We start from the raw sequence: 24,680 nt of genomic DNA, 5'->3' as shown, positions 1-24,680 counted from the left end.
CGTCTTGTACGATTTGCCATAGTGTCACCTGTTTAGTTGAGAGGTGCATTTTAACACCTCTATTCAGGTGGCCAAATTCACTATGCCACTACACCATGAGATGTTTTAGATGACTTGACGCCCTTTTTGAACGGTTTTTTAGCAAGATAGACCCTTAACTAAGCAATAGGGCGATCTTTTTCATATTTTGGGCGGCAGCTGTCAGTAGACACTGTGAAGATACTTTATCTATTCCTCTAAACCTCGCGTAGCGATACCCATGTAGTTCCTTTGCGTCCGCAAAACTCCGTTCTACCGTTTCTTTTCGCCTTGCGTAAATGATTTTTCCAGCCGGCGTTAAGCGGTGCGCATTCACTCGCTCTTTGCTGTCTTCCCAGACATGCCTAGTAAGAGTTTTTACGGAGTTTTTATTGGTTGTGCAGCGCTTTTTCTCTGGGCAGCTTTGACAGATTTTGCTGTCTGAGTCGTAGTGGCGATAGCCTTCTCGTGACGTGGTTTTGTAAATCAGTGGCTGTCCTTGTGGACAGATATACACATCATTCGCGGCATCGTATTGATACTCTCGCTTATAAAAGAAGCCCTTTTTATGAGTGGGTCGTCGATAGCCCATCACCGCATAGATGTGTCTTTCTTCGAGTCCATGGCAGACCGCAGAAGTGAAGTAACCCGCGTCCAGCCCCACGGACGTGACGTGAAACTTAAATCGATCTTTCATTCGATCCAGTCGTTCTAAATACGGCACAGCATCATGCACGTTGCCAGCGGTGACATGGACATCGGTAATAATGTTACAGCGTGCATCAACCGTTCGATGATCAAGGTAGAAGAACCCTTTCGGTTTGGTGTCTCGCACCATGTAACCACTTTCAGGATCGGTTGTGCTCTGCTTTATTTCTCGTGTTTTATCTTTGACCTTTTCAGGCGGTAAAGGCTTTTTTCCATGAAGTATTCGATCCTCCTCAACCGCTTGATCCAGTTCATCCATATACGCCTGACGAGATTGCTCAACCAACACTTTGTGAAAATGTTTTTTGTTGGCATTAGCTTTTAGATGAGTGGAATCGGTGTAGAAGGTATGGCCACTAACGAGTTTTTTCTTCATAGCTTGAAGAACGATTTCATCAAAAATCTTCTGATACACATCGGACTCTCTAAAGCGTCGAGTTCGATTCGCGCTAAGAGTTGAAGCGTCCGGGACTTTGTCTGTTAAACCTAAACCAAGGAACCAGCGATAAGCCACATTGACTTGGACTTCACGAATTAGCTGACGCTCACTGCGTATTCCAAAGAGGTAGCCAATAAATAGCAGCTTAAACATGAGGGTTGGATCAAGGGCAGGACGACCGTTGTCCGCACAATAAAAATCCTTCACTAAGTCATGTAAGAAGGTGAAGTCGATAGTTCGGTCAATCTTACGAAGAAGATGGTCACTTGGGACGAGTTCATCAATGGAGACAAACTCTAGAGTCGATTGGGTTTGGGGGCGTTCTTTAAGCATAAGGCTATTATAAAAAGTCCCCGCACAAAGGCGAGGACTTTATCAGCAGTCTGAGCTGCAAAGGCAGCTCTTTTTCGGAGGTGTTAGTTTTGCTCTGTTAAAGCAGAGAGCAAATCATTAGTGGTGACTTCGATCGTCTCTTGATCGTCAATGTCGGACACTTCCCCGACAATAACGGGCGCTTCATAAACAAAACGCCGTGGTCGTGGAGCCGCTACTTTTGGCTCTTCTGGCTTAGCCAAACCAAGGCGCTCCAGCTTGCGTACTGCTTGTAATTTGCGTTGCTTGGCTTTTTTCGCGGTAAATGCCCGAGGAGCAGCCGCCTTTTGGGCTTTTCTTTGCTCCTTGAGCTGCTCTTTAGAGCCTGTCTTACCTAATTTGCCTTTTAAAGTTCGTGATTTTTTAACGCGCGCCATAGCTACCTCTCAATGAATGCCCCGATTATAGCAATGTCGCGCTCACAACGCATCAAGTCCCTTAGCAATCCGCTTTAAATGCACGGTGACCACGTTTACGCTGATCGTTGATTTCGTTCATCAAACCGTTCAGCTTGTCTTTATCGCCATTTTCTAGCGCTTGATCCAACGCTTTAAATACGGCGATGGTATCGTCCATGACTTCCTGGTAATCCCCTTGGCGTTTCGCTAGCTCGTCTCCTTCAAGACCTTTTTCGGTAAAAAGGAACGGAGTTTCGCTTTTAGACTTTTCCAAGGCCGCAATAATATTGTCGACACGAACACCCGCTTGTTCCATGTTGCCCTGCTTTACTTCAAATGAAAGGGATTTCATGTTGGTTTTCACATCGTCCATGTACTTATAAAGCGTGGTTTCGTCACAGCTGCCACTGGCATGGGCAAAGGAAGTGGTCAGTCCTGCAACAATAATACCGGCTACTAATGCGCGCATTTTTCTCTCCTAGTTTTGGTGTTGGTTTAGTAATGACAACAAGATACCCAAGCTGTTCCATTAAGGAAGCACTAAGTTGATAACCTGACGATACTTTCACATTACTTGCATAAAACCTAATACATTAGACAATCCCAGTTTCTAAGGTATGATGCCACTAGGCTCAAAGATTAGGATATCCTGTGATTCACCGCTGTTTAATTGGCATGATAATGATGGCTGCTGCCACTGTTTCAGTAGCAGAGTGCGATGATCGTACCGCTAAAGACGTGGCGAATAAGGCGGCAGAGGCGCTGATGAACGGGTCGAGCTTTCGTTTACCCGTAGTATTAAAACGTCATCACCCCAGTCGTACTAAAGAGGTCGCCACTTATATCAAAGCTGGCGACCTGTATTACAGCGTGTTTTACCTAGTGGACGGAAACTGTACCCCAGGCTTTATCAAACGCACCCAAGGCAAATACTAGGCCTTTTCCTGTTCGCTTTTCTCGTCTTCATTTTTTCCATCATCTTCGCCCAGCTTAGAGATGGCTTCCAAACGTTGAATGACACGATAGGAGAGCGTGCCTTCTGGGTAGTCGCCATTTTCATCTGCCTCACCCACTTCAATGCCGGTCAATAATGCCAGGGCTTGATCCGCCTTCTCCACCGCATAGATGTGGAACTGACCTGCTGCCACGGCGGCAACAACTTCATCGCTGAGCATTAAGTTAGACATATTGGATTTTGGGATAATGACCCCTTGGGTTCCCGTTAATCCTCGCGCAAAACACACATTGAAAAAGCCTTCAATCTTCTCATTGACCCCACCAATGGCCTGTACTTCCCCATGCTGGTTTAACGAGCCGGTAATCGCCAAGTCCTGACGTAACGGCACATTAATGAGCGCCGACAGCAAGCAGCACAACTCGGCAGTCGAGGCGCTGTCGCCATCTACATAGCCATAGCTTTGCTCCATGGCGATAGAGGCAGAGATATCCAACGGGAAGCGTTGGGCATATTTGTTGCCTAAGTAGCCGGATAGTATCAACACTCCCTTGGAGTGAATGTTTTGACCAAGGTTAGACTCTCGCTCGATATCTACAATCCCTTTACCGCCGGGGTAAACGGTGGTTGAAATTCGCGCTGGCGCGCCAAAACTGCTATCACCGATTTGCATCACGGTAAGACCGTTGATTTTACCCACCGCCCAACCTTGGCTATCCAGCAAAATAGTGCCATCAAGGATTTCCTCGATAATCTTTTCGCTGACACGGCCAGTACGGTGTTTTTTTGCCGCCAAGGCGCGTGTGACATGAACATCGGTAATCACGTCATCTTTCGCCATTTGTCGGGTAAAATCCGCTTCGGCGAGCAGTTCAAATACGTCACCAATTTGTGCGGCCATTTCCCGCTGATGCTCCGCTAATCGACTACTGTATTCGATCAGTCGTGCCACTCCTTGTTGGGTCACATCCGCATACCCTTCCCGATTAACACGATCTTTTAACAGACGCGCAAAGGCTAACTCAGACTCGGGGTTGCGTTTCAAGGTATCGTCAAAATCCACCAATACACGGAACATTTCCTGGAAGTCTGGGTCAGCATCCTGCAGTAAATAGTAAATATCTCTAGAGCCAATCAATACTACCTTAACTTGCAGTGGAATCGATTCTGGTGACAAGGTGGTGGTATTCATTAATCCCATATCGGCGTAAGGATGCTCGATTTTGAGACACTTACTCTTGAGGGCACGCTTAAGCGCTTCCCATAGATAGTGATCGGTTAGCAGTTTTTCGGCATCAAGAATCAGGTATCCGCCATTAGCTTGATGTAAGCTACCAGAGCGAATCAGACGGTAGCTGGTTACTAACATACCTTGATCGCTGCTGTATTCCACCTGCCCAAATAGGTTGCGGTAGGTCGGATGTGGTTCATACACCACCGGCTGACCGCCATCCGCTTTATGGGTAACAGCAATATTAGGTAGATAAAGTTCTTCATACATGGAGCGGCGACCAACTTCATCGCGCCCTACGTTTTCCTTATCATCAACCATCTGATCGACAATCACCTTGTCCAGATCTTCGCGCATGGCTTGCAGATAGTCACTGGCACCCTGGTGCTCGGCGTATTTTTCAAAAACCGGAGCCATTAATGGTGATAATGCCTCATTGACCGTTGCAAGATTGAGGTCGCGTAGCTGCTCGTAAGAAGCGCGTTTCCACAGGGGCAAACTGAGCAGCTCGTCATTCAAGCGCGTTTCAAGCTCCGAAACCGCCGCTTGAAAGGCATCCCGCTCGTCATCGCTTAGGGTAGTAAACTCGTTCTCTTCTAATGCTTTGCCATCACGCATGGGCGCAAAACTCACCGAAGAGGCATCCCGGAACATAGCTACCCCGATTTTGAGGGCGTAGCGCTCTACCGTGTTAATAGCCGATTCATACTGCTCATTAAAGGCGCGATCAATCGCACTTTTTTGTTGTTGGTAAGTGGGGTTCTCAAACGCCGCAGGGAATGTCGCCATCAAGCCATCAATCACGGTACGCAAATCCTGCTCAAATTCGCTGGCTTTACCCGGGCTGAACTCAATCGCTTTTGGCGTACGATTTTCTTTGAAATCGTTGACATATACCCATTCATTCGGCGCCGAACGACGTTTGGCTTCGCTGCGCAGATAGCTAGTTACATAGGAGGAACGACCAGTACCAGAATCCCCCATAACATAAATGTTGTAACCGGGACGCTGCATGGCAACACCGAACTGGATAGCCTCAACGGCACGCTCCTGTCCTAAAATGCCGCTGAGCGGCTCAATCTCGTTTAAAGAGCTAAAAGGTAAATGGTGTGTAGGAACTTTGGCGCACAGCTGTTCTGCTGCAAGAGGCTTAACCGTATTAGACATCATTCGGCATCCTTGTTTTAGGCGGTGCTATTATTCTGAATTTAGTGTCGAGCTTAGCGTACTCGCTGCCTCGACTCATTAATTATTTTGCAAACTTCTATTTAAAATCAATTAAGTAGGCTGCTAGGATCGGCTTTGGAGAACTTGCTAAAGAAATTCGCAGCAGTTTGTTCTAGTAACGCCTCATAGCGTACACCCTTAATATCGGCAACGAACTGAGCCACATCCCGAACAAAGCTTGGCTCATTCTTTTTCCCTCGGTGAGGAACAGGTGCAAGGTAAGGAGAATCGGTTTCCACTAGCAAACTTTCTAACGGCAATTTCTTGACAGTGGCGCGTAAATCGTCGGCATTACGGAAGGTCACAATGCCAGAAATGGAAATCAGGTAGTTTTCATCAAGGGCACGTTTTGCCATATCATAATCTTCGGTGAAGCAATGTAATACGCCACCGATATCCCGGTTACCGTGCTGCTTGATCAGAGCAAGGGTATCTTCTTTCGCGTCGCGGGTATGTACGATTGTGGGCAAACCCTGCTGACCGGCTACTTCCAAATGAATAGCAAAACTCTGTTGCTGGCGTTGGTGATTGGCCGGTTCCTTATCATAGAAGTAGTCCAGCCCAGTCTCGCCAAGCGCAACTACTTTGGGGGCTTGAGCTAACAAGGCCAGGCGCTCAGGGGTAGTTAATAAACCCGCCTCGTGCAACGGATGAACACCGCAGCTCGCCCAGATTCCAGCATGTTCCGTGAGGGAGTAAATCTGCTCAAAATTATCAAGATCCACGCTAATGGTCAGGATTTGCTTTACCCCCGCAGTTTCAGCACGGCTGAGTAGCTCGTTTAGGCGATGCGGTGACTGATCCAGTTCAAGCTTATCCAAATGACAATGTGTATCTATTAACATAAAACTACCAAGAATTAATTTCTGCTGTAAGTTGTAACGAAGTATTTAAGTTGGTGCGATTCATCGAATCCTGCAACGTCAATAAACGCTGATGAATTTGCAATAAGCGATCCAGGGTAAAGCGCTGTAAAGCAAGCGTCACCGGAGCCTCTAACACCACTGGCAGTGGCTGCCCCGCACTGTATGCTAAGGTCGCCCGAAAAAATGCGGAAAACGCCTTCAAATACCAACCCTGCTCTTCGGACTTAGCGCCTTTGAGCCATTCCTGGGTGGTTATTTCACTTGCCAGCCAACGTTGCAGTTGTAAGGGAAAGTTGCGATAGAAATCGAGCTCTTGACTGTTATCTAGAGCTAATAAATCGTATGGCCCGACACCTAACCAAGCCAGCTGATCAGCGTTGCTCAAGTTTTGTTCGGTCAACCAAGCACTGACAGCCGAAGGGGCTGGCTGGATATTGATCAGCTGACAACGACTACGAATCGTTGGCAATAGACTACTGGCGGATGTTGAGGTGAGTAAAAAGTAACTATTCTCAGGTGGTTCCTCAAGCATTTTTAAGAGCGCATTCGCGGCGTTAATGTTCATGCGCTGGGCCTGACTGATAACGGCGACTTTCACCTTGCCAACTTGAGATTTTTTGCTCATCTGGGTATTCAAATCACGGATAGTATCTACCCGTATGGTCGCCCCCTCTGGGTCCACCAACATCAGGTCTGCATGATTTCCAGCATTAAATAATTGACATCCGTGGCACTGACCGCAAGGGCCATTCTCGGTCAAAGACTGGCACAATAATAACCCAGCCGCGGCATCTGCGAGCTGTCGCTGACCGACTCCTGCTTCCCCAAGTATCATGGTGGCATGATGCAGACGGCCTTGTAGTATGCGTCGTAACAATTGCTGGTAAGGTTCATTTAACCAATTGGCAAAAGTCATTGGTCACCTGAAAATAGACGCTGCTCTAACGTCACGCGAACTTGCTCCAAGACGCTTTCCAATGTGCCTGACGCATCAATCACACTGATACGGCTGGGGTCCTGCTCGGCGCGCTGCAAAAAACCACGACGAACTTGCTCGTGAAAATGCAAGGCTTCTCCATCCAAACGATCTTTCGCGCCGCGGGAACGAACACGTTCCATGCCGATATCTACCGGCACATCCAATAGCAAAGTTAAATCAGGCAAGGTATCCCCAACGGTCAGTGACGCCAGCATATCGATGGTACGGGTGTCTATGCCTCGGCCTAAGCCTTGGTAAACGTAGCTGGAATCCAAAAAGCGATCTGATACGACCCACTCGCCTTGTTGTAGTTTTGGCAATACTCTGGCCATAACATGTTGTCGCCGAGCGGCAAATACCAGTAACAACTCGGTTAAGTTGTCCACTGTTTCATCCCTTGGTGCCAGCATGACTTGACGAATCTCTTCGGCCATCGGTGTACCACCTGGCTCCCGAGTAAGATCTACCTGATAGCCTCGTTCGTGCAGCCACTCCCTGACCAACTTGATGACGGTCGATTTGCCTGCACCCTCTCCGCCTTCGATAGAAATAAAACGCCCTTTCATGTTAACCCCTATTGATTCGGTGAAGATTGATAGTCACTGCGGCGACGATATTTTTGAAAGTGTGCTACCGCTTCGTTGTGCTCCCGTAATGTCCGTGAAAATTGGTGGGTACCATCACCCCGGGCAACAAAATATAAGGCATCCGTATGTTCGGGCTGCACCGCAGCCAATAAGGAGGCCTTACCAACATTGGCAATCGGCGTCGGTGGCAAGCCATCAATACGATATGTATTGAATGGCGTATCTTCACGCAAGTGAGCACGGGTTAGGTTGCCATTAAATCTATCCCCCAGGCCATAAATTACCGTTGGGTCAGTCTGCAGGCGAATATTCTTACGTAACCGATTCACAAATACGCCAGATATGAGTCCCCGCTCTTCTGGCACCCCAGTTTCCTTCTCGATTATCGAGGCCATAATTAGCGCACTATAAGGGTCAGTCAAGGGAAGCTTCGGTGAACGTTGCTGCCATGCTTGTTCAAGCTGTTGATTGAGCGCGTCATGGGCATGCAACAGGATATCAATATCTCGGTCGCCGTCGTGGTAGCGGTAGGTATTGGCGAAAATTAATCCTTCTGCACTGGCGTAATCTGTCCCTAACGCCTCAGCAATTTGCCGTAACGAAGCACCCTCTAATGTCATCTCTATATTGCCCTTAGCCGCCATTAATTGGATATAGTCTTTTACCGTTTTCCCTTCCAACAAGGTAATTTCGTGGAAGATGGCTTTGCCGGAGTCAATCAAGGCTAGCACGTCCAATAAACTCATGTCCGGTTCTAAACGGTATTTTCCCACTTTGAGAACCCATTGGGGATTGAGCTTCATTGCGGCACGTACCAACATCGGATGATAAATCCAGCCCCTAGCGGCAAATTGATCCCCAACTCGGTTTGCCGTGTATCCTGCTTCCACTTGGTATTCTTGTGGCTCGCTAATCAAAAGTGGCTGAGTCAAGCCATAGTAGATGCCGTATGCTGCGCCAGCCAATAGGCTAGCAACCAAGAACACTAGTCCTAGCAGCCATTTAATTGTATTCATAGATTCCTATCTTTATGTCTTAACCTATTCGCTGACCAACAATTGGTGATCCAACCACTGGGTATGCTGACCAAACTGATAATCTTGATCTTGGAACCGAGCAACCGGAATGGCTCCAGCAACACTGTTGATAAAATAGATTGCGTCAGCATCGACTAGGGAACTTGTGGAAAACTGTCCAATAGTCAAACAATCAAGCTTTGACGCCAATACATGACGACCACAACCATGAACTCCTGCCCGTGACAGGGCTGGTGTGTACCAACGTTTGCTTTTACGCCAGATAATATTACTTTGGATACCTTCCACCACATTGCCGAACTCATCCACCATGATAGCTTCAAATTCATCCGGTAATAACTGTTGTTTGGCCAGCACATTTTCTAGCCGACATAGATGCTTCATCCCCGCCAGAACTCGATTGCGGGACACGGTTATCGGTGAAACTGAAACCTTTACCCCATGTTGTTTCCAGTAAGAATAATCCGGCATCGGCGCTATCCCGACAGCAACCACCACGTTAGGTTCCTGAGGCGGCAAATAGCCACGCCCCCCTGCTCCGCGGGTTACAACAATTTTAATCACTGAACGCTCCAGGCATTCAGAATGTAGCGCTTGAAGAAATAGAGACAGATTTGCTGACTGCTCACCGGAAAACGGAATAGCAAGACGACGCAAGGAACGCAGTAAACGGCTCAAGTGAACATCGAGGTGTAACAGGCCGTGCTGAGGGTCATATACTGCTGTCTCGAAACAGCCATCACCATAGGCCAAGCCACGATCATTAATATCGAGTGCATTAGTAGGCTGGTAATTGACGAACCACTTCATAAGAGAATGCCTTAACTTGAAAGGCTTGATGATATCAGGAAAGTAGATGGCGTCCCATAGGGGGTTCGAACCCCTGTTACCGCCGTGAAAGGGCGGTGTCCTAGGCCACTAGACGAATGGGACAGATATTCTCGCGTAGAGAAATTGGAGCGGGAAACGAGGCTCGAACTCGCGACCCCAACCTTGGCAAGGTTGTGCTCTACCACTGAGCTATTCCCGCATAGAAGACATTTTACATCTGACTTAAGATGGCGTCCCATAGGGGGTTCGAACCCCTGTTACCGCCGTGAAAGGGCGGTGTCCTAGGCCACTAGACGAATGGGACACATGAAAGCGTACTTTCGACTCTTTTACACCAGCTACGAAAGCTTGAGTTAGGTGGCGTCCCATAGGGGGTTCGAACCCCTGTTACCGCCGTGAAAGGGCGGTGTCCTAGGCCACTAGACGAATGGGACACATCTGCTTCCTTAGAAGCCCTACTCTTTCGAGTAGAAATTGGAGCGGGAAACGAGGCTCGAACTCGCGACCCCAACCTTGGCAAGGTTGTGCTCTACCACTGAGCTATTCCCGCATATGTCATGCTATTTTAACAACCCGCATTTAGGTTGGCGTCCCATAGGGGGTTCGAACCCCTGTTACCGCCGTGAAAGGGCGGTGTCCTAGGCCACTAGACGAATGGGACAGATATTCTCGCGTAGAGAAATTGGAGCGGGAAACGAGGCTCGAACTCGCGACCCCAACCTTGGCAAGGTTGTGCTCTACCACTGAGCTATTCCCGCATAGAAGACATTTTACATCTGACTTAAGATGGCGTCCCATAGGGGGTTCGAACCCCTGTTACCGCCGTGAAAGGGCGGTGTCCTAGGCCACTAGACGAATGGGACACATCTGCTTCCTTAGAAGCCCTACTCTTTCGAGTAGAAATTGGAGCGGGAAACGAGGCTCGAACTCGCGACCCCAACCTTGGCAAGGTTGTGCTCTACCACTGAGCTATTCCCGCATACTGTCATGCTATTTTAACAACCCGCATTTAAGTTGGCGTCCCATAGGGGGTTCGAACCCCTGTTACCGCCGTGAAAGGGCGGTGTCCTAGGCCACTAGACGAATGGGACACATCTGCTTCCTTAGAAGCCCTACTCTTTGAGTAGATATTGGAGCGGGAAACGAGGCTCGAACTCGCGACCCCAACCTTGGCAAGGTTGTGCTCTACCACTGAGCTATTCCCGCTTTAAGCTTGCCGCAAACTAGGCTATGCTGGGTAAAAACAGCCAATCCTTAGATTGGCGTCCCATAGGGGGTTCGAACCCCTGTTACCGCCGTGAAAGGGCGGTGTCCTAGGCCACTAGACGAATGGGACACACCGGCGCCTTGCTGTGCAAGCGGGTGCGTATATTACTGTTACCAAACGGAAAATCAACAACTTTTTTAAATTAACTGTCATTTTCTACCGCCACTATCTAAAAACACCAACTAATCGAAAATACTAAGAGTCAGATTATGAAAATATCCCGTTTCGCATTTTTACCCGCCACTCTATTACTGCTAGCTGGCTGCGCATCCACGACACACCAACTCAACCTGTTACAGCAAACACCCGTAGCGGCTCAGCAAGTCCAAAACGCCACAGTGATAGTTAGCAGCCAATCTAGTGTAAACAGTAACATAGGCACTATTACAACCGGCATTGGTGAACAAGCAGACTTAGTCGTCAACAACTCTCCGGAAGCCGCGCTTGCCAATGAGCTAATTAATCAACTCAAAGCGCAAGGCATAGTCGCTAGCCAGATCAATACGTCAAATAAACCAGCTCACCAACTACAACTTGCCATCACTGAACTCAGTTACACCACCCAAACCCAAGCTTTAAAGACAATTGCCACGATCAGCTTTAAATTAAATGCCAATGTGGTCGCAGGCACAACAAACTACAAAGCTAACTACGAGTCTGAGCTTGTCGACGAATACGGCACTCTACCTGACGCATATGAAGTTGAGGCCAGCCTCGACAAGCTTATTCGTAATACTGTGGCACGTTTAGTGGCTGACCCGAACGTCATGACTTTACTTCGTCGCCCTCTTCCTTAAATCTTGCCCCACACTCACTCCGCTGGTTTGAAATCCAACGCAGCGGAGTTGATGCAGTAGCGCAACCCTGTTGGCTTTGGCCCGTCTTCAAACACATGACCTAAATGGGCCTCACACTTTCCACACACCACCTCTACTCGACGCATACCATGGGATGCATCGAATAGGGTTTTGATATTTTCTTTTACAGTATCGTAAAAGCTCGGCCAACCGGAGCCAGAATTGTATTTTGTCACCGATGAAAACAGGTGCGCACCACAGCAAATACAATGATACTCACCGGCCTCGTAAAAATGCTCGTACTGGCCTGTAAAAGGCGCTTCTGTGCCTTTTTCTTGAGTAACACGATATTGTTCAGGGGTTAATTTGTCTTGCCAGTCTGTCATTTGTTCTTCCTCTCTCGCTATTGGCCTAGCGTTTAGTTTTTTGTCATAAAACACCTTCGACCACAACAAAATGTAATGGTTTTATCCAGTGAAAAATCTACTAAACACGGCAGAACTTAACTTGATTTTTCCAGTCTCAGCACCATTACCGTATTAACGTTAATCCTCGGAGCAAATGAGATGCGTATAGTTCTCTTTTTATTAACCAATATTGCCGTATTGATTGTTGCCAGTGTGGTTCTCAATCTACTCGGCGTCAGCCACTACCTATCTGGTAGCGGTCTAAACCTGACTTCTCTATTAATATTCTGCGCCGTATTTGGCTTCGCAGGCAGCCTGATTTCTCTATTTTTATCAAAAACCATGGCGAAATTCGGCACGAAAGCAGAAGTTATAACGCAACCTCGCAACCATAAGGAAGCATGGCTGCTTGGCACAGTAGAAGAGCTAAGCCAAAAAGCAGGCATCAAAATGCCTGAAGTGGCCGTATTTCCACAACACTCAGCCAACGCGTTTGCCACTGGCTGGAACAAGAACGACGCCCTAGTTGCCGTGTCTTCCGGCATGCTAGAGCGCTACCCACCAGATGAAATTAAAGCCGTAATGGCACATGAGATCGGGCACGTTGCCAATGGCGACATGGTAACGCTGAGCCTAATCCAAGGGGTAGTGAACACCTTTGTTATGTTCTTTGCCCGCATTGCAGGCTATGCCGTAGATCAATTTCTTCGCAAGGATGATGAAGAAAGTGGTTCTGTAGGCTGGGGCTACTACATCGCCACCTTCATATTTGAAATTCTGTTTGGCATTTTGGCCAGCATGATTGTGATGTGGTTCTCCCGCTACCGTGAGTTCCGTGCCGATGAAGCTGGCGCTCGTTTGGCAGGCAAAGGCGCCATGATAGCCGCCCTAGCACGCATCCAAGCTGAAAACGAGCAGAATACGATGCCAGAAAGCATGGTGGCGTTTGGCATCCGTAAAGGACGCAACAGCACCTTCGGTGAGCTATTTTCTAGCCACCCACCGATCGATGATCGGATTCGTGCTTTGCAGAATCTTTAATCTAAAGCAATAAAAACGGGAGCCAAGCTCCCGTTTTTAATTTCCGTGCAACTCCAAGGGTCTCGGCTACCTGCCTTTTTTCTTGAGTGTATCAAGTATATAAGCCATCAAGGGAATGCCCATTTCCTTACCTGTTTCACTAAATCGAATCCCATACACATAGAGATAATCCACCCCCAAATTGGCTAAAAAGGCATTATCAGCAAGTGTAGCTTGAACCTGCTCAATCATCTGGATTTCTTGATTACGGATCTCACAATCCACTTTCAAGATGTGACTGTACTCTCCAATTGTCAGGTTGACAGCCATCTTCATCACTTGATTCACAGAGCCAAAATCTTCTTTGGATAGGACTTTACAGCCTCCCAGGCTCAAATCCACAACAATACCGTTGGCTGCCTGCAGAATAGATTTAGGATCTCCTGACAAAGGATCAAGCTTACAAATAAGGCGCGTCTCTACCCTTACAGCTTGACGCACCACAGAGGTTTCCACATAGGCAGGCTTGGCAATATGTAGGTGACCAGCAGGATCGAGGTAGCTTTTCGCCACCTTTGAAGAGAAAGCGGCAACAGCAGTATCTAGCATGAGGCGCACGTTAACCACTTGGCTATCCCTAACTAGTATATTTTTACCATTCACCTTGGGACACGAAACAATCAAAGATCGTCCAGGAATCCTGCCCAATACTCTTACCGTGTGACGCCCCGGAGGAGAAATAAACTCAAGCTGGACACTGGTTCCAATGGCCACATCCAGATCATCTATATCTACTTGTTTCAGCTCCGCCATCCGGACTCCTACTGCAGCTGCTAAATCAACTCAAAACCCAATGCCCCGAGGCTCGCATGGCGAACTTGGCAGGTGCCAAATTCATCACGCTCTACATAATGTTTGCGCAACCAATCAAAAACTCCGCTGTGGGAGCCATTCAAGTAACTATAACGAAAACGGTTGCTGTCTCGAGCAACATCGTAGATAGCGTGACATGCTCGGGCGATTAAATCGTGCAAACTCGGCTGCACATTTAATTCAAGATGCCCGATGCTACCCCGAGACACGGCAGTTTGGTAGTCAATTTTTACCTCTAAACCGAAAAACTGACACAAACTTTGATATACCATCCAGGTCCCTTTTTCGCGCCCTTGTTTGCTATATCCGGCAATATGGGGCGTAACGATGTCACATAGCGGAGCAAGCTCTCGATTTATTTCTGGCTCTCCTTGCCACACATCAAACACCAGATTGAGCGACCCTTGCAGCTCTTGCTGACGTTTTACTAAAGCGATCTCATCAATAACACCACCACGGCCAGCAGCCACGATGGTTTGTCCAGGTTGCAAGTTAGCAATAAGGTCCGCATTAATCATACCTTTAGTCGGGTACTCACCTTCTGCGGTAAAGGGGGCATGATGACAGATCACATCACAAGCCATTACTGTCGCCAAATCGGCTGGCTCAACGTTAAACTGCGAATCCGCCAACAAAGGGTCATAAGCACACACATCACAGCCTAGTGCTTTAAACCGACTTGCCACTACCTTGCCCACATTGCCGTGTCCAAGAATACCGATTTTCGCGTTTAACCAAGTTACACCGCGGGTTAAATAAAGGTAACTTAAAGCACTAAATACATAATCCGCTACCGCGTCTGCGTTACACCCCGGCGCACTAGCAAAGCCAATCCCCCGCTGCGCTAAGTATTCAAGATCAATATGATCCGTACCTATGGTGGCCGTACCGACAAACTTAACGCTTGAATCCTTCAGCAGCGCCTCATTTACTTTAGTCACCGAACGCACTAACAACACATCAACCCCATCTAACATGGCTGGCGTTAAGGTTCTTCCAGGACTGGTGACAACTTCACCCAAACCACCAAACAGACGGTGTACATTGGGCATATTTTCATCTGCTAAAATTTTCATACTGCTGCTCTAACCAGTTTGTCAGTTTGTGTTCTGGGGAAGAAACTAAGCCCCACAGATGTTGGCAAAACCGCGCCACACGGGGAGGCATCTCGCTTGCCAAAATACTTCCTACTTCAGCAATCACTCGTGCTTGAAAATCTCTGTCGTCATAATCGTGTAAAGCAAGGTTATCAGCACTAACCCGAAAAGGACGTTTTAGCGACCAAGTAAATAAACACTCGTAAGCTTGGGGACGCACTTCAACCACTTCGAATTGACGCTGAATATCTTCGTCACGACCATCAGGGGTGTACCAATAACCAAAATCATCGACCTTACGACGTTCAGGTCCCGCCACACACCAGTGTGCCACTTCATGTAAAGCACTGGCCACATAATCCGACCGATACTCGATCACCGCTTCAGGACGTTGATCAGTCGCTGCACGATAAAATGGCTCGTCAAACCCACCTTTTAACAGCGTTTTGTATTCATTATAAAAAGCAGAGACAAACGCTTGCTCAACTTGCTTGGATGTTATCGAAATCATAAGAGGAAACACAAAAAAGCGCCGAACTCATCGTCCGGCGCCTTGAAATTTGTACTACCCTACCCTCAATTGAGGATAAGTGGCATTAGCCGCGATAAAAACGTGCCGGCACAAACGGAAGTTTGGCAGACTCTAGAGGTATTAGTTTACCACGAAGACTCGCGAAAAGCGCTGTATCCAAGTAGGCGCTTTGCACGTAACCCATGACAATGGGGCGCTCCAGGGAAGGCGCAAAGCCGCCACTGGTTACATTACCAACCACTTCACCGTCTGCGGTAACAATCTCGACACCTTCGCGCACTGGAGCTTTACCATCCACAACAAAACCCACACGCTTACGGGAAACGCCCTCGGCGAATTGCCCAAGGATCACATCCGCCCCGACGAAACCACCTTCACGTTCACCGCCTTGGCGACGAACCTTCTGAATTGCCCAAGTTAGGCTCCCTTCCACAGGGGAAGTTGTTTCATCCAAATCATGACCGTATAGGCACAAACCCGCTTCCAAACGCAACGAATCACGGGCACCAAGACCAATCCATTCCACTTCTTCCTGTGCTAGCAAGCTCGCAGCGAAGGCTTCAGCCTGATCGGCTGGAACAGAAATCTCGTAGCCATCTTCCCCGGTGTAGCCAGAACAGCTCACCCAAAGTTCACAACCATTCCACTCAACCACAGCCGTTTGCATAAACGTCATAGTCGCCAATGCGGGTAGCATTCTTCCAGCTACTTCGCGCGCTTTAGGACCTTGCAAGGCCAATAGAGCGCGATCGGTAATTGGTTCCACCTTAGAAGTGGCCAACTTGGTTTGCATGTAGGGAATATCCTGATCTTTACAAGCAGCATTCACCACCATAAAGATGCGGTCTCCCCAGTTGGCAAACATCAAGTCATCTTGAATGCCGCCATTGGCGTTGGTAAAGAAGCCGTAACGCTGAGTATTTTCCGCTAGCCCTTGTACGTCGACTGGAAGAATCGACTCCAGTTCTGCTTTAACATTTTCACCGCTTAAAATGACTTGCCCCATGTGCGAGACATCAAACAAGCCTGCATTTTCGCGAACCCACAGGTGCTCTTTCTTCACTCCCATGGGATATTGAACCGGCATTTCATAACCAGCAAATTCCACCATGCGTGCACCAGCATCTACGTGAGCTTGATATAGGGGGGTTTGTTTCATAGCAACCTCTGAGTTAGTTAGCTTGTTTCCGATTGGAAACAAGTATCGGAAGAATCATAGGTTATTGCAACCAAAAAAGTACGCTTTCAGTACCATTTGCGACCAATAGACCCACCGATAAAGCCGTCAAACGTTTGTGCTATAAGGGCTAGCGTAAAAATTGCCAGTTTGTTCAAGAAATCCTGTTTCCAATCGGAAACTTTTTGTCTATGATACAATACACAATAACGAATCAGCTATCGAACCGCTATCAGTGAAGATGACCTTTTTTCATCTTTTTACAGGATCATGATGGTAGAATAGCAGTGTCACTTGATGTCAACGACATACAATCATTAACAGAGGAATATCAACATGGCTAATACTGAAGCCTTTTTCAGCCAATCGCTACAGGATCGTGACCCGGAGCTTTTCGCAACTATCGTTGAAGAGCGTGAGCGCCAAGAGACTGGCATTGAGCTTATCGCTTCTGAAAACATCGTATCTAAAGCAGTACTAGAAGCTCAAGGTTCTGTACTAACTAACAAGTACGCTGAAGGCTACCCACACAAACGTTACTACGGTGGTTGTGAAGCCGTAGACGTTACTGAACAACTAGCCATCGACCGCGCTAAGCAACTTTTTGGTTGCGAATTTGTAAACGTTCAACCTCACTCTGGTGCCCAAGCGAACGGTGCGGTATTCCTAGCGCTACTTCAACCAGGCGACACCATCATGGGTATGTCACTGTCTTCTGGCGGTCACTTAACTCACGGTGCGGCTCCAGCACAGTCTGGTAAATGGTTCAATGCGGTTCAGTACGAAGTAAGCCCTGAAACCCTATTGATCGATTACGATGCCCTAGAAGCAAAAGCAGTTGAATGCCAACCTAAGCTAATCATCGCTGGCGGGTCTGCGATTCCACGTCAAATCGACTTCGCACGTTTCCGCGAAATCGCTGATAAAGTTGGCGCATACCTAATGGTAGACATGGCGCACATCGCCGGCCTAGTTGCCACTGGCGTTCACCCAACGCCATTCGGTCACGCACACGTTGTTACTACGACTACTCACAAAACTCTACGTGGCCCACGTGGCGGTATGATCCTAACTAATGATGAAGCCATCGCTAAGAAGATCAACTCTGCAGTGTTCCCAGGTTACCAAGGCGGCCCACTAATGCACGTTATCGCTGGTAAAGCGGCAGCATTCGGTGAAGCACTAAAACCTGAATTCAAAGAATACATCCAACAAGTCGTTGCTAACGCTAAAGCCCTAGCGGAAGTAATGGTTGAGCGTGGTTGTGACATCGTAACTGGTGGTACTGACACACACCTAATGCTGGTAGACCTACGTCCAAAAGGTCTAAAAGGTAATGCTGCGGACGCTGCTCTTGAGCGCGCTGGCATCACTTGTAACAAAAACGGTATCCCGTTTGACACTGAAAAGCCAATGGTTACTTCTGGTATCCGTCTAGGTACTCCAGCAGCAACTTCACGTGGTTTCGGTGAAGAAGAATTCCGTAAAGTCGGTCACCTAATCAGTGACGTACTTGACGGTCTAGTAGCAATGCCTGAAGGCAACCCAGAAGTGGAAGCCCGAGTTAAAGCTGAAGTTCAAGAGCTTTGCAAACGCTTCCCTCTATACCGCTAATCAATATGGGCCCGTATTCCCCGCGGGCCCTTTTAAAATAGGAATAGTGTGATGAGCAACATCCCTGCGAACCTTAAATACGCTGATTCCCACGAATGGGTATTAGACAATGGCGACGGTACTGTTACTGTCGGTATCACTGACCACGCGCAAGATCTTCTTGGCGATGTGGTTTACGTCGAATTACCTGAGGTTGGTTCTGCTACTACTGCTAGCGAGCAGTTTTCCCTAGTAGAGTCAGTTAAAGCCGCTTCTGATATTTACGCTCCTGTGAGTGGTGAAGTAATCGAAGTGAACGGTGACCTAGAAGATTCTCCTGAATTGATCAATGAATCACCTTACGAGCAAGCTTGGATCGCCAAGATCAAGCTAAGCGATGCCGCTGAGCTCGAAAAATTGTTAGACGCCGACGGCTACAGCGCCGCTATCGCCTAACCAGCCTATACCTCGGGCGCTGGTCGTCCGAGTCCTCTCCCATTCATTTAAGTAGGTAATTGATGCCATGACTTCGCGTATTCGTGATCTATTAGGCGACAATGAGTTTATCTCCCGTCACATCGGCCCAGACGACAATGATCGCCAACAAATGCTTGCCGCTATCGGCTCAAACACATTAACCGAGCTGATTGAAAAAACCGTGCCGGAAGCCATTCGTAATATGCCGTTGGACTTTTCCAACCAGGCCGTTTCGGAAAATGAAGCACTTTCTCAATTGCGAGCCATTGCCGCCAAGAACCGTGTCGCGCGCAGTTTTATTGGCATGGGTTATCACGATACCCATGTACCAACTCCCGTACTACGCAACCTACTTGAAAACCCAGGCTGGTATACCGCCTACACGCCATACCAACCAGAGATTTCCCAAGGCCGTTTAGAAGCGCTACTTAACTTCCAACAAGTGGTGATTGATCTAACTGGTATGGAAATCTCGAATGCTTCTTTGCTAGACGAAGCGACCGCTGCCGCTGAAGCCATGACGTTGATGCAGCGTTCTAGTAAGAAAAAGAACACTACCCTATTTGTTAGCGACAACTGCTTACCCCAGTCTATTGATGTCATCAAGACGCGTGCCGAATTACTCGAAATCGATGTAGTAGTTGCGCCGCTAGCGGATCTAGACAAGCACGACGTATTTGGTGTGATCACCCAGTACCCCGGCATTGATGGACAAGTGGTTGATCTAACCGATTTCATTGCCAAAGCACACGCACAAGATGCTTTGGTTACTCTATCTGCCGATCTAATGGCACTGTGCTTAATTAAATCTCCTGGTGAGATGGGTGCGGATATCGTCGTTGGTAGCGCACAACGCTTTGGCGTACCAATGGGCTTCGGTGGTCCACACGCTGCCTTCCTAGCGACAAAAGATAAGTTCAAACGCTCTATGCCTGGTCGCGTTATCGGCGTATCTGTCGATAGCCATGGCAAACCTGCATTACGTATGGCGATGCAAACCCGCGAGCAACACATCCGCCGCGAGAAAGCGACGTCAAACATTTGTACCGCACAAGCCCTACTTGCCATGATGGCTGGCTTCTATGCGGTCTATCACGGACCAAAAGGTCTACGTAAAATCGCTAGCCGCATCGCTGGTTTTACTAGCATCATTGCGGAAAAAGTGGGAAGTACTTTCGAAGTAAACAGCACTCACTTTGATACCTTGGTAATCAAAACCAATGACCAAACTCAGGTGATCTTTGATGCAGCGAAGCAGAAAGGCATCAACCTGTTTAAAGTTAACAGCAAAACCTTGTCCTTATCCGTAAGCGAAACCACCACCCTAACTGACATAGTGGACTTGCTTGCGAGCTTCAACATTTTGCTAACCGAGCAAGAAATTGCTGATAGCGCCGCAGACCTAGGCATCCCTGCTGCTATGTTGCGCACTGATGAATACCTAACTCACCCCGTATTCAACACCCATCACAGCGAAACTGAGCTGATGCGTTACATGCATCAACTAGAAGTGAAAGATATCGCCTTGAACCAGAGCATGATTCCGCTTGGTTCTTGTACTATGAAACTGAATGCAGCTGCGGAAATGATCCCAGTCACTTGGGCGGAGTTTTCTAACATCCACCCGTTTGCTCCTCTGGATCAAGTGCAAGGTTACCAGCAGTTGCTGGATGATTTGATTGCCATGCTATCTAAAGCCACTGGCTACGATACCATCTCATTACAGCCTAACTCTGGCGCTCAGGGCGAATACGCCGGTCTAATCGCTATCGATAAGTACCACAAATCCCGTGGTGACCATAACCGTGATGTATGTTTGATTCCAAGCTCTGCCCACGGCACAAACCCAGCCTCTGCTGCCCTTGCTGGCATGAAGGTGGTTATCGTCAAATGTGACGAAAATGGCAACATCGATCTTGATGACCTGAAAGCAAAAGCGGCACAACACGCTGACAAACTTTCTTGCATCATGGTGACTTACCCTTCTACCCATGGTGTGTTTGAAGAACATATCCGTGAGGTTTGCCAAGTTGTCCATGATCATGGAGGCCAAGTTTACATTGACGGCGCTAACTTGAACGCTCTTGTCGGCATTGCGCCTCCAGGTTTGTTTGGTGGCGACGTATCGCACCTTAACCTGCACAAAACCTTCTGTATCCCACACGGTGGTGGTGGCCCAGGCATGGGACCAATCGGTGTAAAATCGCACCTAGGGCCCTTCTTGCCTGGTCATAGCGTATCACCAGTAGTGCAACAGTCGGTGCAACATGGTGCCGTTTCTGCCGCCCCTTATGGTAGTGCCAACATCCTGGTGATCACTTGGATGTACATTAAAATGATGGGCGACCAAGGCCTGCGCGATGCAACCGCCAATGCGATTCTGAACGCAAACTACATCGCTACGCGCCTTGCCGGTCACTACCCTGTACTGTACACGGGTAAAAACGACACCGTTGCTCACGAATGCATTATCGACATTCGTCCGATTAAGGCAGAGTCTGGCATTAGCGAAGAAGATATCGCCAAGCGCTTAATGGACTTCGGTTTCCATGCGCCAACGATGTCCTTCCCTGTTGCTGGCACTTTAATGATTGAGCCGACAGAATCAGAAAGCAAAGAAGAGTTAGACCGCTTCTGTGATGCCATGATTCAGATTAAGGCAGAAATCAATAAGGTACAGGCTGGTGAATGGCCACTAGAAGATAACCCGCTAGTAAATGCACCACACACTGCGGCAAGCCTGATGGCAGCGGAGTGGAACCATGCCTACAGCCGCGAAGAAGCCGCTTACCCGCTGCCTTGGATTCGCGCTCGCAAGTACTGGCCACCAGTTGGCCGTATCGATAACGTATACGGTGATCGCAATCTTTACTGTGAATGCCCACCGATTGAAAGCTACCTGTAAGCAGCTGACGACTAGGTAAACCAAAGGCCCGGTAGTTTAACTATCGGGCCTTTTTTCATGTGAGCGGCACACATCCACATAAAAAAACCGGGCTGATTTGCCCGGTTTTTGTGGGATATGCTTATTAGTTATCAAACAATAAAGCGATCTAACAAACGCTTCTGCTCTTCGGTATGGGCTTTTTGATCTGCCATGGCACTGTTCGAACCTTGCGCCAATTCCACTACCGAAGTAGACAAGCCTTTGATCTTGACCGCATTCTGATTAATCTCTTCGGCAACATGACTTTGTTCTTGCGCCGCAGAAGCAATCTGAGAGTTCATATCACTGATGCGCTCAATAGACTGGCGAATACGACTCAAAGACTGATCAGCCAACTGGGCTTTCTCAACCGCCTCATTAGCGGTATTTTTACTCTCCGTCATGGCCACAGACACGGCAGCGGAGCCTTTTTGCAACTGCTCGATCATACCGCGAATTTCCGTCGTGGATTCTTGAGTACGCTGCGCAAGGGTACGAACTTCATCAGCCACCACCGCAAAGCCTCGACCAGATTCACCGGCTCGAGCTGCTTCTATTGCCGCGTTCAATGCCAGTAGATTGGTCTGATCAGCGATATCGTTAATAACCGACAAAATAGTCTCGATATTGCCGGTTTCATTATGCGAATAAAAACCAAGCTACTGCTCGCTCTCTCCTTTGCGACAGTATTACCCGTACTAATAGTTGGTATTGCCGTAGCGATCTTGAATAGTCAGCAAGCCGTACATGATTTCGACGAATCAAGCACTCAAACCCTAAGTGCGGTAGAGAAGACCTTTGAACAATTCGTCACTGACATCAAATATACAGTGGCATTTATGTCAAAAGCGGATGCGGTAACCAACCCTAATGCCCCCTTATTCACTACCTATGCCGAAAAGCAAGGAAAAGCCCCTGCGGAAATTGCCCGCAAAAATGGTGGTTCCGAGTTAGAGGTTTACAATCTATTTGAAGACCTAGGTACTTCGAATCCAAATTTGGTTTACGTTTACATGGGTGATACTGGTAATGGCTATATGGAGTGGCCAGGAACCTATGGTTACGCCGAATGGAATCCCAAAGAACGCCCTTGGTACACCATTGCCGAAAAGAATCAAGGCAAGGTGATGATGCGGCCAGCTTACTACTGGGAACCTGACGATGCTGTCTATGTATCAGCGGTATCTTCTTTCAAACGCAATAACAAATTCGCTGGTGTAGTGGCTATCGACTTTTCCATCAAGAAACTCACCGAAATGGCGAAAAACACGCCGATTGGTGATACCGGGACGCTAATGGTTATCGAGGATACTGGCGCGATTCTAGTGGATGTGATCAACCCAGATAACTCATTCAAAAACATCAATGAAATGAGTGATCCTGCTTACAAACAAATTGCTTCAAGCAAGAGCGGTATGTTCGATGTGAGCATCAACGGCGCAGCCTACAAAGCTAAAATCTTGACCTCTCCTAATCTAAATTGGAAATTTGTGGCACTAATGCCTGAACAAGAGATTTTTGCTGCCACCAATGACATGATTCAAACCACTGTCGTGATTTGTATCGTGTTGCTTGCAGGTTTTATTTTAATTAGCTTCGTCTTAGCGAATCGCCTAGTAACACCGATTGTAGCCGTTTCTGACAGCTTGAAAGTCATTGCCGAAGGCGAAGGCGACCTTACTGCTAAGATCGATATCAAAACCCAAGATGAGACCGGCACCCTAGCCCAGTGGTTTAACCAGTTCCTACAAAGCACCCGTGCGATGATTCTAGAAATCAAAGGGGCAGCTGGCGACATTAACAGCACAGCAACACTAACGGCTCAAAAAGCCCAAGAAGTGGATCACGCTACCTCTGACCAAGGTTTAGCGTTACAACAGATTGCCCAAGCTGGTGAGCAGATGCTTGAAGCCGCCAATGAAGCTGCCCAAAGCTGTACCGAATCAGCCCAGTTCTCTGAGCAAGTGTTGGAGACCACGGTATCTGGTAAAACCTTAATTAAAGACAGTACCGATAGTGTTACCCGCTTGACCAAGCGCTTACAGGATTCCAATGCGGTTATTGCTGAGCTAGAAAACGAAACCGGCAACATCAACCAAATCCTGTCTACCATTGGCGATATCGCTGAGCAGACCAATTTGCTTGCCCTAAACGCAGCGATTGAAGCCGCTCGTGCCGGTGAACAAGGTCGTGGCTTCGCCGTGGTAGCAGATGAAGTACGCGGATTAGCGCAACGTACCCAAGAGTCTACGGAGCAAATTGCTTCTATCCTTGGGCTTTTGTCGGGCCGCACCCGTGCTGCTAGCCAAGCTATGGTGGACTGTTTGAATGAATCAGAACACGCTTCTGCGGCATCTGATCAAGCCATTGCCTCTTTCCATAAGATTGAGGACGTGGTCAAACAAATGCACGATATGACTATGCGCACCGCGACTTCTGCCAATGAGCAGCAAGCCGTGACCGCAGATATCAATGGTCACATTGCAAACATTACCCGCTCCGCTACGGATATCTCGACCATCTCTGCGGAACTTGCCGACCTCTGTAAGAAACAAGAGAACCTAAGCAAAAACGTGAACGGCATTGTCTCTCGCTTCCGCACCTAATGGTCGGTTCGGGAACTATGCTTAAGGAGCCTGCGGGCTCCTTTTTTATGACCAGAAGTTCAGTTTTGGAGGATTAGGCTGCATATTTCGGAGCATTCCGACCGGTCATTTCGGGATTGTCCGATCGCCCATTTCGGTTTAATCCGATCACCGGTTCCGCGATTATCCGATCACTTTTAGCCCCACTCCGGAATCGGCGATCGGAATAGCGAAAAACGTGATCGGAATGCCCGAAATCCTTCCTTTTTCTCTTTTAAATC

General features: G+C 48.1%; 22 protein-coding genes and 12 tRNA genes. 7 read left to right on the top strand and 27 right to left on the bottom strand.

Annotated features, from left to right (window positions below):
• Positions 1–154 precede the first annotated feature (154 nt).
• The 3 genes from FJM67_RS14900 to FJM67_RS14890 all read right to left on the bottom strand — a co-directional run bounded on the left by FJM67_RS14900 (position 155) and on the right by FJM67_RS14890 (position 2,404).
• The gene (locus FJM67_RS14900) at positions 155–1,498 is read right to left on the bottom strand and encodes an IS1182 family transposase (RefSeq protein ID WP_140590936.1); all 1,344 of its coding nucleotides are present in this window, start codon (positions 1,496–1,498) and stop codon (positions 155–157) included.
• 83 nt (positions 1,499–1,581) lie between these two features.
• Positions 1,582–1,914 carry a hypothetical protein gene (locus tag FJM67_RS14895; RefSeq protein WP_140590934.1) on the bottom strand — a complete coding sequence of 111 codons (333 nt, stop codon included), beginning with the start codon at positions 1,912–1,914 and terminating at the stop codon, positions 1,582–1,584.
• 61 nt (positions 1,915–1,975) lie between these two features.
• On the bottom strand, positions 1,976–2,404 hold the full coding sequence (locus FJM67_RS14890) for a cytochrome b562 (RefSeq protein WP_140590930.1): 429 nt from the start codon (positions 2,402–2,404) through the stop codon (positions 1,976–1,978).
• Positions 2,405–2,586: 182 nt separating this feature from the next.
• Here FJM67_RS14890 and FJM67_RS14885 point away from each other — a divergent pair, with 182 nt between their 5' ends.
• Positions 2,587–2,871, top strand: a complete 285-nt coding sequence (locus FJM67_RS14885) for a hypothetical protein (RefSeq protein WP_235890083.1) — start codon at positions 2,587–2,589, stop codon at positions 2,869–2,871.
• On the opposite strand, the gene FJM67_RS14880 is transcribed toward FJM67_RS14885, so the two are convergent.
• From FJM67_RS14880 to FJM67_RS14795, 18 genes are all read right to left on the bottom strand, one after another.
• Positions 2,868–5,288 (bottom strand): Lon protease family protein, encoded by a 2,421-nt coding sequence (locus tag FJM67_RS14880; RefSeq protein ID WP_407943637.1) that lies wholly within the window; start codon positions 5,286–5,288, stop codon positions 2,868–2,870. The genes FJM67_RS14885 and FJM67_RS14880 overlap by 4 nt on opposite strands.
• 107 nt (positions 5,289–5,395) lie before the next feature.
• On the bottom strand, positions 5,396–6,193 hold the full coding sequence (locus tag FJM67_RS14875) for a TatD family hydrolase (RefSeq protein ID WP_140590924.1): 798 nt from the start codon (positions 6,191–6,193) through the stop codon (positions 5,396–5,398).
• A gap of 4 nt (positions 6,194–6,197) precedes the next feature.
• Entirely contained in the window at positions 6,198–7,130 is a 933-nt protein-coding gene (gene holB, locus FJM67_RS14870; RefSeq protein ID WP_140590921.1) for a DNA polymerase III subunit delta', read from the bottom strand.
• On the bottom strand, positions 7,127–7,759 hold the full coding sequence (gene tmk / locus FJM67_RS14865; protein ID WP_140590919.1) for a dTMP kinase: 633 nt from the start codon (positions 7,757–7,759) through the stop codon (positions 7,127–7,129). The genes holB and tmk overlap by 4 nt, the downstream gene beginning before the upstream one ends.
• A gap of 8 nt (positions 7,760–7,767) precedes the next feature.
• Positions 7,768–8,796, bottom strand: coding sequence for an endolytic transglycosylase MltG (gene mltG, locus FJM67_RS14860; RefSeq protein ID WP_140590916.1), 1,029 nt, complete (start codon positions 8,794–8,796; stop codon positions 7,768–7,770).
• A gap of 24 nt (positions 8,797–8,820) precedes the next feature.
• Positions 8,821–9,627: an aminodeoxychorismate lyase gene (gene pabC / locus FJM67_RS14855; RefSeq protein WP_140590914.1), complete on the bottom strand. Its 807-nt coding sequence runs from the start codon at positions 9,625–9,627 to the stop codon at positions 8,821–8,823.
• A 47-nt stretch (positions 9,628–9,674) separates the two neighbouring features.
• A tRNA-Glu gene (locus FJM67_RS14850) sits at positions 9,675–9,750 on the bottom strand.
• 22 nt (positions 9,751–9,772) lie between these two features.
• Positions 9,773–9,847 (bottom strand) — tRNA-Gly (locus tag FJM67_RS14845).
• A 29-nt stretch (positions 9,848–9,876) separates the two neighbouring features.
• Positions 9,877–9,952 (bottom strand) — tRNA-Glu (locus FJM67_RS14840).
• Positions 9,953–10,006: 54 nt separating this feature from the next.
• A tRNA-Glu gene (locus FJM67_RS14835) sits at positions 10,007–10,082 on the bottom strand.
• Between the two features lie 41 nt (positions 10,083–10,123).
• Positions 10,124–10,198, bottom strand: a tRNA-Gly gene (locus FJM67_RS14830).
• Between the two features lie 35 nt (positions 10,199–10,233).
• A tRNA-Glu gene (locus tag FJM67_RS14825) sits at positions 10,234–10,309 on the bottom strand.
• A gap of 22 nt (positions 10,310–10,331) precedes the next feature.
• Positions 10,332–10,406: transfer RNA gene (locus tag FJM67_RS14820), tRNA-Gly, on the bottom strand.
• A gap of 29 nt (positions 10,407–10,435) precedes the next feature.
• Positions 10,436–10,511, bottom strand: a tRNA-Glu gene (locus tag FJM67_RS14815).
• 41 nt (positions 10,512–10,552) lie between these two features.
• Positions 10,553–10,627 (bottom strand) — tRNA-Gly (locus FJM67_RS14810).
• 36 nt (positions 10,628–10,663) lie between these two features.
• Positions 10,664–10,739, bottom strand: a tRNA-Glu gene (locus tag FJM67_RS14805).
• Positions 10,740–10,779: 40 nt separating this feature from the next.
• Positions 10,780–10,854, bottom strand: a tRNA-Gly gene (locus FJM67_RS14800).
• Between the two features lie 54 nt (positions 10,855–10,908).
• A tRNA-Glu gene (locus FJM67_RS14795) sits at positions 10,909–10,984 on the bottom strand.
• Between the two features lie 140 nt (positions 10,985–11,124).
• Here FJM67_RS14795 and FJM67_RS14790 point away from each other — a divergent pair.
• Entirely contained in the window at positions 11,125–11,712 is a 588-nt protein-coding gene (locus FJM67_RS14790; RefSeq protein ID WP_140590911.1) for a YajG family lipoprotein, read from the top strand.
• A gap of 14 nt (positions 11,713–11,726) precedes the next feature.
• Here the strand turns inward: FJM67_RS14790 and msrB are convergent, their stop codons facing one another.
• Entirely contained in the window at positions 11,727–12,098 is a 372-nt protein-coding gene (gene msrB, locus FJM67_RS14785) for a peptide-methionine (R)-S-oxide reductase MsrB (protein ID WP_140590909.1), read from the bottom strand.
• Positions 12,099–12,278: 180 nt separating this feature from the next.
• Here msrB and htpX point away from each other — a divergent pair, with 180 nt between their 5' ends.
• The gene (gene htpX, locus FJM67_RS14780; RefSeq protein WP_140590906.1) at positions 12,279–13,160 is read left to right on the top strand and encodes a protease HtpX; all 882 of its coding nucleotides are present in this window, start codon (positions 12,279–12,281) and stop codon (positions 13,158–13,160) included.
• A 66-nt stretch (positions 13,161–13,226) separates the two neighbouring features.
• Here htpX and FJM67_RS14775 read toward each other — a convergent pair whose 3' ends face one another.
• The 4 genes from FJM67_RS14775 to gcvT all read right to left on the bottom strand — a co-directional run bounded on the left by FJM67_RS14775 (position 13,227) and on the right by gcvT (position 16,833).
• Entirely contained in the window at positions 13,227–13,952 is a 726-nt protein-coding gene (locus FJM67_RS14775) for a flagellar brake protein (protein ID WP_140590903.1), read from the bottom strand.
• 20 nt (positions 13,953–13,972) lie between these two features.
• A complete protein-coding gene (locus tag FJM67_RS14770; RefSeq protein ID WP_140590900.1) occupies positions 13,973–15,088 on the bottom strand; it encodes a 4-phosphoerythronate dehydrogenase in 1,116 nt (371 codons plus the stop codon).
• Positions 15,069–15,620, bottom strand: a complete 552-nt coding sequence (locus tag FJM67_RS14765) for an elongation factor P hydroxylase (protein WP_140590898.1) — start codon at positions 15,618–15,620, stop codon at positions 15,069–15,071. Before FJM67_RS14765 ends, FJM67_RS14770 begins: the two co-directional genes overlap by 20 nt.
• Positions 15,621–15,705: 85 nt before the next feature.
• Positions 15,706–16,833, bottom strand: a complete 1,128-nt coding sequence (gene gcvT, locus FJM67_RS14760; RefSeq protein WP_268888276.1) for a glycine cleavage system aminomethyltransferase GcvT — start codon at positions 16,831–16,833, stop codon at positions 15,706–15,708.
• Positions 16,834–17,154: 321 nt separating this feature from the next.
• Between gcvT and glyA the strand changes: the two genes are divergently transcribed.
• The 3 genes from glyA to gcvP all read left to right on the top strand — a co-directional run bounded on the left by glyA (position 17,155) and on the right by gcvP (position 21,793).
• Entirely contained in the window at positions 17,155–18,432 is a 1,278-nt protein-coding gene (glyA, locus tag FJM67_RS14755; RefSeq protein ID WP_140590893.1) for a serine hydroxymethyltransferase, read from the top strand.
• A 51-nt stretch (positions 18,433–18,483) separates the two neighbouring features.
• Positions 18,484–18,867, top strand: a complete 384-nt coding sequence (gene gcvH, locus FJM67_RS14750; protein ID WP_140590889.1) for a glycine cleavage system protein GcvH — start codon at positions 18,484–18,486, stop codon at positions 18,865–18,867.
• 67 nt (positions 18,868–18,934) lie between these two features.
• Entirely contained in the window at positions 18,935–21,793 is a 2,859-nt protein-coding gene (gcvP, locus tag FJM67_RS14745) for an aminomethyl-transferring glycine dehydrogenase (protein ID WP_140590885.1), read from the top strand.
• 131 nt (positions 21,794–21,924) lie between these two features.
• Here gcvP and FJM67_RS14740 read toward each other — a convergent pair whose 3' ends face one another.
• Positions 21,925–22,428, bottom strand: coding sequence for a methyl-accepting chemotaxis protein (locus FJM67_RS14740; RefSeq protein WP_407943636.1), 504 nt, complete (start codon positions 22,426–22,428; stop codon positions 21,925–21,927).
• A gap of 27 nt (positions 22,429–22,455) precedes the next feature.
• On the opposite strand from FJM67_RS14740, the gene FJM67_RS14735 reads away from it, so the two are divergent.
• A complete protein-coding gene (locus FJM67_RS14735; protein ID WP_140590879.1) occupies positions 22,456–24,420 on the top strand; it encodes a methyl-accepting chemotaxis protein in 1,965 nt (654 codons plus the stop codon).
• The last annotated feature ends 260 nt before the right edge of the window (positions 24,421–24,680 follow it).

Source organism: Maribrevibacterium harenarium (assembly GCF_006385675.1).
Classification (GTDB): Bacteria; Pseudomonadota; Gammaproteobacteria; order Pseudomonadales; family Marinomonadaceae; genus Marinomonas; species Marinomonas harenarium.
The sequence above is the reverse complement of the archived record's forward strand: the minus strand, read 5'-3'. Positions and strand labels throughout refer to the sequence as shown.